7 protein-coding genes are annotated in these 10,454 nt (G+C 59.9%); 5 read left to right on the top strand and 2 right to left on the bottom strand.

The features are described from left to right. Nucleotides 1-216: 216 nt before the first annotated feature. Nucleotides 217-1,014, bottom strand: a complete 798-nt coding sequence (locus tag NCR39_RS29395) for an SDR family NAD(P)-dependent oxidoreductase (protein ID WP_250456307.1) — start codon at nt 1,012-1,014, stop codon at nt 217-219. 313 nt (nt 1,015-1,327) lie between these two features. Between NCR39_RS29395 and NCR39_RS29390 the strand changes: the two genes are divergently transcribed. Continuing rightward, the gene (locus NCR39_RS29390; protein WP_250456306.1) at nt 1,328-1,603 is read left to right on the top strand and encodes a hypothetical protein; all 276 of its coding nucleotides are present in this window, start codon (nt 1,328-1,330) and stop codon (nt 1,601-1,603) included. A 110-nt stretch (nt 1,604-1,713) separates the two neighbouring features. On the opposite strand, the gene NCR39_RS29385 is transcribed toward NCR39_RS29390, so the two are convergent. Then, on the bottom strand, nt 1,714-2,823 hold the full coding sequence (locus tag NCR39_RS29385; RefSeq protein ID WP_250456305.1) for a porin: 1,110 nt from the start codon (nt 2,821-2,823) through the stop codon (nt 1,714-1,716). 455 nt (nt 2,824-3,278) lie between these two features. On the opposite strand from NCR39_RS29385, the gene NCR39_RS29380 reads away from it, so the two are divergent. The 4 genes from NCR39_RS29380 (at nt 3,279) to NCR39_RS29365 (ending at nt 10,008) form a co-directional block, all read left to right on the top strand. After that, nucleotides 3,279-4,778: an aldehyde dehydrogenase family protein gene (locus tag NCR39_RS29380; protein WP_250456304.1), complete on the top strand. Its 1,500-nt coding sequence runs from the start codon at nt 3,279-3,281 to the stop codon at nt 4,776-4,778. Nucleotides 4,779-4,882: 104 nt separating this feature from the next. Beyond that, nucleotides 4,883-7,090, top strand: coding sequence for a hydantoinase/oxoprolinase family protein (locus tag NCR39_RS29375; protein WP_250456303.1), 2,208 nt, complete (start codon nt 4,883-4,885; stop codon nt 7,088-7,090). A gap of 7 nt (nt 7,091-7,097) precedes the next feature. After that, complete coding sequence (locus tag NCR39_RS29370; protein ID WP_250456302.1) at nt 7,098-9,068, top strand: hydantoinase B/oxoprolinase family protein; 1,971 nt, start codon at nt 7,098-7,100, stop codon at nt 9,066-9,068. A 148-nt stretch (nt 9,069-9,216) separates the two neighbouring features. Continuing rightward, nucleotides 9,217-10,008 (top strand): helix-turn-helix transcriptional regulator, encoded by a 792-nt coding sequence (locus NCR39_RS29365; protein WP_250456301.1) that lies wholly within the window; start codon nt 9,217-9,219, stop codon nt 10,006-10,008. The last annotated feature ends 446 nt before the right edge of the window (nt 10,009-10,454 follow it).

Raw genomic sequence — 10,454 nt, 5'->3', positions numbered from 1 at the left:
ATGAGCAATACGCCGTCAGCCTGGCGCTCGAACAGAAGGAACTGAAAGTCTTCGTATCGCATGTGGGAATCCAGAGTCGATTTGAACGAGGGCACCATGTATTGAACGCGGCAACATCGATTGGCGCAATGTGCGTGATGCGAACGTTCCGTACTCTGGCGATCCCAGGAATCGACTGGTTGACGCTCGGCGCGGGTCCTTTCGTGCAGGGGAACATCACCCTTGCCCATTCCTGCGCTGGCGGTAGATTTCGGCCATGTATCCGCCCGCCGCCGTGAAACCACCATCGACCGGCAGCGTGACGCCGTTGACGAAAGCCGCACCCGGCGAGACCAGAAAACTTACCGCATGAGCGACTTCCTCGGGTTTGCCGATGCGCCGCGCCGGGATTCTGTCCGCGGCTTCCGCCACCATGTCCTCGGGCCAAGCCGTGCGCAGCAGTTCGGTGTCGATCGGACCGGGCGCGACGGCATTCGCGGTAATGCCGAACGCCGCCAGTTCCAGCGCCATCGCACGCATCAGTCCCATTTGTCCGGCTTTCATGGAACCATAAACGGAAAGATTCACGGGCCCCGCGAGCCCTGTGACCGACGTGATGAAGACGATGCGTCCGTAGCCGGCGTTGCGCATCGGTTTTGCGCAAGCTTGTGCGCAGGTGAAGGCAGCGCCGAAATTCAGCGCCATCTGGGAGGCGAGGTCTGCCTGCGTCGTTTCCAGGAACGGATTGGATTTGCCGCTACCCGCATTGCTGACCAACACGTCCACCTTGCCGAGCGTACGTAACAACTCGTCCACGACAGCATGAATCTGATCCGCATCGGTGACGTCCAGGTGCACGGCACTCGCTTTGCCACCGAATGCTTCGATGGCCGACGCAGTTTCACGAACCGCGTCGGCTGCGATATCCGCCAGAACCACATGTGCGCCGTCGGCGGCGAGACGCGTTGCGATCGCTTTTCCGATACCGCGCGCGGCACCTGTCACCAGCGCGATCTGGCCTGCCAATTCACTCATGCATCGATCTCCCGGTTTTAGGTTTCAGGCTAGAGACAGTGCTTGTTGCGCGTGGCAACGTGAAGGCACGATCGTCCGTATTTGAATCTGTGTGGCTGAACCTGCACGCGATCCCGAGCGCGGGCTTCGCCCTAATTTTTTCCAATCTAACATATGTTCGTGAGGGTCGCCCGCACGAGGCGGGTGAGCAGGCGCGGATTACGATCTTCGCCAGCTGCATGCCATCGATGTCCGGTCGCAGTCCGATATTCCCCTCCAAAGTACGGAACACGTCGCGCGGCGACGTTGCCCTTCCTTTGCTGGACGTCGCACGATGATGAAGATATTCGATGCAACCGACGGTAAGCAGGAGAGTGTTATGAACGTGACGAGGAAGACCTTGCGCGATGCCATCGAAAGTTGGCTGACACCGAACGGGGCAATCCCGTTTCGCATCCGTTTCCTTCGACGTAAGGCGTGCAGGCGCTGTGTGAGAATTGACGCTAAAGTCCCAAGTGGCGACGTCGCGATCTGCTTCTTTCAGCACGAGGACGGCGCGTGGCATGTATTCCCGCCGCTGCCGCGTCACGCCACCATGCGCATTGCCTAGGCGCTGTCGAATCGGTTCAGTCGCTTGCCGATGCTGCTGCCCTATCGATTGATCTGATTGGTCATGACCGCACCCGCAAAACGCTGGTGCGGCTGTTCGCATTATGGCAATCAGAATCGCTTGTTGATCCCAAAGACGGCGCCGATGGTCGTGCCCGGCGCCCCGAACAACGCATTATCGATGGAAAGTCCGGTATGCTCGCGGCCGTGATTGTTCGCCGCGCCGACTTCGACATAAAGCGACGTCGATTTCGAAAGAAAGTAGCGCGTTGTCAGTGCTCCGATAATTGAATGATTGTCCGAGTCGTGCGGATCCCGGATATACCAGACACCCGAGTTGAGATCGAGCTGCGGGAGGGGAAAGTAGTCGAAGCCTACGTTCCAGACATTGTTGGCGCCCCCCACGAGAGCGCCGTTGACGCTGGTTGTCGGAATCTTGTAGCTCGTGAACGATCCTTTCACCGTGAACGGCCCGAAGTTGTAGCCAATTCCAATCATTCGGCCGTCGAACGGTTGCTGAAACGTGCCCAATGACGGTGTGCTGTTGCCCGAGGTGGAGTTGTACATGGCCGCGTTCAGAACAAGCCCGCCATAGCTGGACCGCGCGCTGATCGAGAACTGCTGCCCGGCCCGGAAGTCGCCGGCTACACCGCCAAGCGCATACATTACGCTGCCTGAAAATCCAGCGAAGCTTGGACTCGAATAGGTAATGGCATTCGGGTTGAAGGTGCCCACGAATGTCTGATCTCCATACACCGAGAAAGCGGTACCGAACTGTCCCGCATTACGCGGGTCGGCCTCGTAGATTGCCAGCACGAACGGTGAATACTGCACGCCAGCTTTCAATCGGCCGAAGTCGCCGTCGAGCGCCAGCCACGCCTGGCGTCCAAAGACGCCGCCGTTGCTGTTCTCGAAATGACCGTTGACCAGGCTGAAGCCGCTTTCTAGTTGAAACGTAGCCTTCATGCCGCCACCCAGATCCTCCTGCCCCTGAAAGCCGAAATTGGAAGGTTCAAGCCCTGCATTGATCAGGCTGATTTGCTTGCCGTCGTTCTCACCGGTCGTGGTATTGAGCGTCTTGTTCGTGAAAAGTAAGCCGACATCGAGCGTGCCATAAAGCGTGACGCTGCTCTGTGCCGAGGCGAGCGAGGGCAAAAGACACAGTCCGAGCGCGAGCATTTTCTGCTTTGAGGAAAGACGGATAGAAATACAATCATACATTTTGGAATCCCAAGTAATACGATTGATGCGTCTATAAAGTTTTTCAAGCCAGAATCGATATCCGTGCGCAAGAGCCCCACGTTTCGCGAAGAGTCCTCATCGCGGTTCCAGTGCAGTGCAGTGCTTTGCCAATCGAAAGGGCTGGCCGGATCTTGCGCTCTAGCGGCTCTCGTCGACGACTACTCTAATTCCGTATAACTAACGGTTGGTAGGATGAAGGGCGGGATATGGAATCTCCATCGGGTGTAACCCGCAAATCGCTTTTGTCCCTGTGCAGGGGGATGGGCCTGAGCTGTCATTGTTTTTATCATCAGTTCCAGAAATTTCTTGGGCGCACTTTCCGAGCGCTGCGCTCTGGAAGCATCTCAACCGAAAAGCCGACAGTCGTCCGCGCCCCTCGTGTGTCGCGGCGCGATGACGCATAGACCGATCGAAACCAGACAGGAGACTTGTCGATGAACTTCAGTGTGCTGCCTATCCGCGACCGCTTTGGTGTCGGTCCTGGGCGTCTCTTCATCAACGGCCAATGGCGCGACGGAGGAGAAGGGCAATTCGACCAGATTCACCCGTCGACCAACGAGGTCGTGACGACTTTGATCGAGGCGGGTGGCAGCGGCGTCAACGAGGCCGTTGCAGCAGCGCGTCATGCGTTCGACAACGGACCGTGGCGCAAGATGGCCGCGCGTGAGCGCAAGCGCATCCTGCAGCCGATCGTCGATGCGATCTATGCCGCCGAAGAAGAGATCGCGCATCTGCAGACGCTGGACAACGGCATGCCGATTCACTTCAGCCGCCATTCGCGCGTTTCATCGCGTGTTGCCGCCGACAACTTCGATCACTATGCTGGCTGGATCGACAAGATTACGGGCGAGACCTTCCCGCAATACACGGACGCCACCAATTTGCACTACCTCACGTTCCGGGATCCTGTCGGTGTAGTCGCCGCGATCACGCCGTGGAACGGTCCCGTGATGACCTTTGCCATGAAGGTCGCGCCTGCACTGGCATGCGGCAATACCGTGGTACTGAAGCCGTCTGAACTCGCGAGCCTTGCCGCGATCAGGTTAGCCGACATTCTTGCTCAATCCGACCTGCCGCCGGGCGTGTTCAACCTTGTCACTGGCGGTCCAATTACCGGCCAGGCCTTGTCCACGCATCCCGACGTCGACAAGGTCAGCTTCACAGGCAGTCCGGTGGTCGGCGAAAAGATCCTGTCTACGAGCGGCAGCAACATGAAGCGCATGTCGCTTGAACTCGGCGGCAAGAGCGCGGCGCTTGTGTTCCCCGATACACGCGACGTTCGTGTTGCCGCACGTAATCTGATGGGGCTGTGCTCGACCTTCCTGTCCGGTCAGGTATGTTCGACGCCTACCCGCGCGGTCGTGCACAAGTCGATCCTTGATGAGTTCGTTTATCACGCTCAAGAGCAGGTCCGGGAAATACGTTTCGGCGATCCATTCGATCCCGCCACGACGTCCGCTCCGATCATCTCGAAGCGTCAACTCGACCGCGTATGCAACTACATCGAGAGCGGCAAGCAGGAGGGCGCCCGCCTCGTGTTCGGCGGCGATCGCCCGGGCGGTCATCTCGCGAACGGAAACTGGGTGAACCCAGCGCTATTCGTCGACGTCGACAACACGATGAAGATCGCTCGCGAGGAAATCTTCGGTCCCGTGCTGAGCGTGATTGGCTTCGAGACCGAGGACGAAGCGGTCGCGATCGCGAACGACAGCGAATACGGGCTTTCCGGCGGCATCTATACCACCGACCTGTCTCGCGCATTCCGCGTCGCGCACGCCATGCGCACGGGTTCGATCGGGATCAACGGCTACTCGGTCATGCCCAATTCGCCGGCAGGCGGGATCAAGCGCTCGGGCATCGGCCGCGAAGGCGGCTGGACCACTATCGAAGCGTTCACCGAACTCAAGACTGTGATGCTCAATCTCGACGCATAAGGCATGACCGTGCTCACCTTCGAGGAGAAAGCAATGACGTTATCGACCAAGACAAGCGCCGGGCTTCGTCTGGAGCGCGAAGCGGCAAATGGCGCGTGTCCTGAATGTGGCGCGATGGCGCTGGGACGCTATCCCGTCCATTCCGAGGGTGGCTGGTTCTACGTGGTGAAGTGCCAGGCATGCCTGCATTCCGTCAGGCGCGAGCGCTGCGCGAGGCTCGGGCCCGCGCTCCGGCTCTTGTCCGACTCACTCTGAGAGAGAGCAAGATGATCGCTATCGATGTAGGCGGCACCTTTACCGATGTGGTCTCGCTGCGCAACGGCCGGATCGAGACCACGAAAATCTCTACTGACTACGACGACGTGACGCGTCCGATTCTGGCCGGTGCGAGCGATCTCGGCGTTGCCGACGCGCAAGCCTTCAATCATGCCAGCACGCATGGCCTGAACGCGGTCATCACGCGTCGCCTGCCGAAGATCGGCTTTCTGACCACGGAAGGTCATCGCGACATCCTCGACATGGGACGTGTCTGGCGTCCGGCATCGGCGATTCTCGATCCGAGTTGGCGCCGCAGTTTCGGTGACGCGACGCGCCCGCTGGTGCCGCGCTATCTGCGGCGCGGGATTCGCGAACGCATGCTCGCGGACGGCTCGGCGCTGTTTCCGCTTGACGAAGATCAGGCGCGCGCAGAGCTTGACGCGCTGAAGCGCTGTGGCGTCGCGGGCGTCGCGATCTGCCTGCTGAATTCGTACGTGAATCCTGCCCACGAAGTCAGACTGAAGGCGCTCGTGCATGAAGTGCTGGGCGATGTAGCCTGCTCGATTTCGAGCGAGGTGTCACCTCTGGCGCGGGAATATCCGCGTGCATCGACGACGGTCATCGACACCTTCATGAAAATCATCTACTCGGACTACACCGAGCGCCTCGAAAGCGGTCTGAAGGCCGCTGGCTTCAAGGGGGAGCTGAACTTCGCGGATTGCGCTGCGACGCTCGTGCCGGTGCGGCGTGCGATGGAACAGCCTTATCGTATTGTGTTTTCGGGCCCGTCTGCGGGTGCAATCGGTAGCGGGCATTTCGGCGCGATGATCGGCGAGAGCAACCTGCTGTGTGCTGACGTAGGCGGCACCTCTCTCGACATCAGCATCGTCACGGATGGCGCGCCTTTCGTGAACACCTCGTTCGAGCTCGAACACGACATGGTCGTGAATTCGCTTGCAATCGACGTGTCCGCGATCGGCGCGGGTGGCGGAAGTATCGTCGCGATCGGGCCAGCGGGCGAGATCCAGGTGGGTCCGGCCAGTGCGGGCTCGACGCCAGGACCGGCTTGTTATGGCCGTGGCGGCACTCAGCCAACCACCACCGACACCTTCTTGATGATCGGGGTGATCGACCCCGACAGCTTTGCGAATGGCGCGCTCAAGCTCGATCGAGCGCTGTCGCAGCGGGCGTTTGAGGCCCTCGATACCGGCTTCACGCTCGCGCAGCGCGTGCGGTATGCGTATGAGATCGCGATACACAATATTTCGGAGGGGCTGCTGAACGTCGCGATCAAGAACGGCGTCGACCCGCGCGACTATAGCCTGATGGCGTACGGCGCGGCCGGTCCGATGCTGCTGCCCGCCGTACTCGATGTGCTCAAGTGCAAGCAGGTGATCGTGCCGCCGAATCCCGGACTGTTTTCGGCACTCGGGTTGTTGTCGGCGGATCAGGTTTTCACCGCGAGCCGCAGCCTGTACGCGATCTTGTCGGCGGATGTCGCACCCGAGATCGACGCGCTGTTTGCAGGGATGGAAGCGCAACTGCGCGAGGGGCTCGACGACAACGCCAAGGTCACCTTCGAGCGCAGTTTCGACGCGCGTCTGGCGGGACAGAGTTGGGAAACGCCGTTTGTTCCCGCGCCGGACGGCAAGATCGACGCCGCAGCGGTCGCGACGCTTATCGCCTCGTTCCATCAGAGTTACGAGGCACGCTCGGGTAACTGCTTCGAAGCATTGCCGGTGCAGGGCGTCACGTTCCGTGTGCGGGCGGTGCTCGAGACGCCGAAGGTGGTTTATCCGCAATTGCCGCCGCGCGTGGGAAAGCCGCTCGAGCCAGTGGGACGCGCGACGCTGCGCTATCTCGGCGATCTTGGCGACGCGTCGGGCGAAGGACGTCAGCAGGCGCTCGTCTACGACCGCGACGCGCTGCGTCCGGACGATGTCATTCAGGGACCGGCGATCGTCAACGAGGGCTTGTCGACCACCCATATCGGCGCACGACAATATGCAACCGTTGGCCGTTTCGGTGAATTGCTGATCCGCAATAAGGAATAGGCTCATCATGAATCGCTTGAACGATCTCCCCGCAATGTCGCGTGCGCCCGTCTCTCATGTGCCGATTCGCGATCTGTCGGACACGCAATTCTTCGAACGCTACGCATGCGAGCGCTTTACCGCCTCCGTGCTGATCAACCGGCTGCGCTATGTGGTAGAGCACATGTCCACCGGTTTCATGCGCGAGGCGTTTTCGCCGATCATCCGCGACTGGTACGACTTTGCCTGCACCATCAGCGGGCCGCCGGATATGGATTACCCGATGCCGGTGGTGAGCAACAGTCTGATCGTGTTCCTTGGCACGATGGGCGATGCAGTGCGCAACGCAGTGCAGGAATACGGGTCCGAGAACCTTGCGCCGGGCGATGTCCTGATCTGCAACGACCCGTATCGGGTCGGCACGCATGTCAACGACGTCTGCTTCATCCGGCCGGTCTTCGCCGACGGCCGGCTGGTGTCGTTCGTGAACATTCGCGCACATCAACTGGACATCGGCGGCATCGTGCCGGGTGGCTTCTCCGCGACCAAACGCAACGTCTACGAAAACGGCCTCGTCATTCCGCCGATGCTGCTGTGGTCGAAGGGCGAGCCCGTGCGCTCCACTTTCAGCCTGATCTTCGACAACTCGCGCTTTGGCGGCCTGCTGCTGCCGGACTTTTACAGCATCGCGCATCAACTGGAACTGGGTGAACGGCTGGTGCGGGAGAACATCGCGCGTTACGGGCTGCAGGCGTTCCTCGGCAGCCTATCGTATGCGTGCGACGTTTCGGCCGAGCGCATGCGCCGTGCAATCGAGCGAGTGCCCGACGGCGATTACACAGGTTCTGCGCTGATTGATGCCGATGGCGTGGATGACAGCCTCGACTATCGAGTGAACATTACGCTGCGCAAACGTGGCCACCGGATCGAGGCTGACCTGTCGGGCACCTCGGCGCAGGCGCGTTCGTCGATCAACTGCGGAATTCTCGATGCAAAGACCGCGCTCGGCGTCGCGCTGACGATCCTGCTCGATCCCGAGGCGCCGTTCACATCCGGCACATGGCGCGATATCGACCTCGTCGCGCCGGCCGGAACCTTGCTCACGTCCCTTCCGCCCGAGGGGGCGATCATGATGTTCTGGGAGAGTAGCGGCGCACTCGTCGCCGCGATTCTGAAGGCACTCAATCCCGTCCTCGGCGAAAACGCCGTTGCAGGCGATTACGGATCGACGAGCACGCACAACGCTTACGGCGTCACGCTTGCAGGCACGCCATGGGCCAACGTGTGTCAATGCGGCGGCGAGCACGGACCGTGGGGCGCGACGAAGGAAGGCGACGGCGACAGCTACACCGTGCTGCTCACGCTGAACAACCTCGATCCGGCCACCGAGTCCATTGAGGCTGACGCACCCGTGGTGCTGCTGCGCAAGGAGCATGCGATTGACACGGGCGGGGCGGGTAAGCATCGGGGCGGTGCGGCCAACCTCAAGGACACCCTCTGGCTCACGTCGGCCGATCACCATAGCTCGCCGTTCCGTACACGCGAGCCGAGCGGCGTGGGCGCGAATGGCGGGCACGCCGGACCTTGCGGGGGAGTATGGTTCTTTCCGCCAGCAGGGGTGAGAACTGGTCGCCCCGACACACTGCTCGGCACGGGTGAGGAGGTCTACTCCGCCAGCACGCCCGTTGCGGGCGTGTTAAATATGAAGTCGAAGGTGCTCGACCCGCACGGTGGTCACTACCATTACTACGCAAGCCGACCCGTGTGGAAGACGGAACCCGGGGCTGTGTCGCGTTACATCACGAACGGTGGCGGAGGCTGGGGCGATCCGTGCAGCCGCGATCCCGCGAAAGTGCTGGCCGACGTGCGCGATGAATACGTCAGTATCGCGAGTGCGGCGCGCGATTATCGCGTGATGGTGACTGGCGATCCGCGCAATGATCCCGAAGGTCTGCGGATCGACGAAGCGGCAACGCGGCGGCTGCGAATGGCGCGGTGAGTGCATTGACGATGGCGTTGCATGTCTACAGGTAAATACCGACTTGGAACTCCGCGTCCGAATGCCTAACATTTGATCGGTAGGTAGGCGGCTCCTGCATCACGAGGACCAACGTTATCGATCAACGCTGTTGGCGACGGAGGCTGGATTGACCAGTGCGGTGGCGGAGCGGCATGGTCCGCTCGATGACATGATCAACGCGATCGGTACCGCGGCGTTTCCCGAGCGCTTCGCATGGGGATTGCGTGAGATGTGTGGCGCGGAATTCGCGTTCATCTTTCGTCTTTTTGAAACACGGCCGGTGGAGTTTGCATCGGTCGATTGCGAAGGCACGCATCGAGTAGAGCACATCCGCGATGTCTACCTTGGAAATAGATGCTGGGAAGTGGACGATGGGATCAGTGCACTCGATGCAGAGAACGCAACGTGCTTCCCGATGCTGAAGACGGATATCAAGCTATCGACATCGGGACGATTGCGTCAAACACTCTATGACCAGTTGAACATCCGGGACCGCGTATTGATGTGCACGCAGTTCGAGGGAGATCCGCTCGTCTTGAGTATCACGCGTTCCGAACAGCATGGTCCATTTGAAAAGCGTCAGGTAGACAACCTGGCGGTACATTCAGCGACGATCCTCTCGATTGTCGCCAAGCATTGCGACATCGCGATGCGCGCGCGCCGTCTGCCGGGCCTGCTAACTGAATTGCCAGCGATAGAGCAACGAGTTTTGGCGGCAGCGTACTCGCTGACTGCGCGGGAAGTGCAGGTGTGCGCGCGGTATCTTTACGGTGTGTCGACGTGCGGCATTGCGTCCGACCTTGGGATTGGTACCGAGACGGTCAACACATATCGGAAGCGCCTGTACGAACGGCTCGCCATCGGCAGCCATCGCGAATTGCTGCTGTGGTATCTTGGATTATGCGGGCAGCTACAGTAATGTGATATATCGCGCCTCTCTTCAGGCGATGTCTAAAAAGTTGCTATCGCAGGATGCCGGACCGGGACGAGAGATCGGCGCCTCAATCATCGGCTCGTCGCCTAATAGCTATTCACGCAATCACACCGATATTCGTGTCTTGACTCAATCACTCGAACGCCGCTTTGCCTCGCCAAGCAATAATTTTTACGATGGGCCAGCATAATCGACGTAGATTGAGCGTGTCCAAGTCCTGCCGACATCTCTCAAGCGGCCAGCTTCCTTCGGCAGCACCCTCGGCCTAACGGTACCCAAACTGATCCTACATCCGTAAGTATCAGTCTCTATTTGACATAATCTTAATTAGCGCATTTTTAGTTTGTAGCGGCTATATCCTAATGTCGTGTTCTGGCTATTTACAGATGTCGGGTTTTGACTCGGTGGCAAGCTGGCAGCGGATCGTTCAG

Origin of the sequence: Caballeronia sp. ATUFL_M2_KS44, assembly GCF_023630965.1 — a bacterium.
GTDB lineage: Bacteria > Pseudomonadota > Gammaproteobacteria > Burkholderiales > Burkholderiaceae > Caballeronia > Caballeronia concitans.
This window is presented reverse-complemented; position numbering and strand designations above follow the sequence as displayed.

Bases quoted from the DNA above. Each gene is read 5' to 3' on its own strand.
- NCR39_RS29395 (WP_250456307.1), bottom strand. From the start codon at position 1,014: ATGAGTGAATTGGCAGGCCAGATCGCGCTGGTGACAGGTGCCGCGCGC.
- NCR39_RS29375 (WP_250456303.1), top strand. From the start codon at position 4,883: ATGTGGCGCGATGGCGCTGGGACGCTATCCCGTCCATTCCGAGGGTGG.
- NCR39_RS29390 (WP_250456306.1), top strand. From the start codon at position 1,328: ATGATGAAGATATTCGATGCAACCGACGGTAAGCAGGAGAGTGTTATG.
- NCR39_RS29370 (WP_250456302.1), top strand. From the start codon at position 7,098: ATGAATCGCTTGAACGATCTCCCCGCAATGTCGCGTGCGCCCGTCTCT.
- NCR39_RS29380 (WP_250456304.1), top strand. From the start codon at position 3,279: ATGAACTTCAGTGTGCTGCCTATCCGCGACCGCTTTGGTGTCGGTCCT.
- NCR39_RS29385 (WP_250456305.1), bottom strand. From the start codon at position 2,823: ATGTATGATTGTATTTCTATCCGTCTTTCCTCAAAGCAGAAAATGCTC.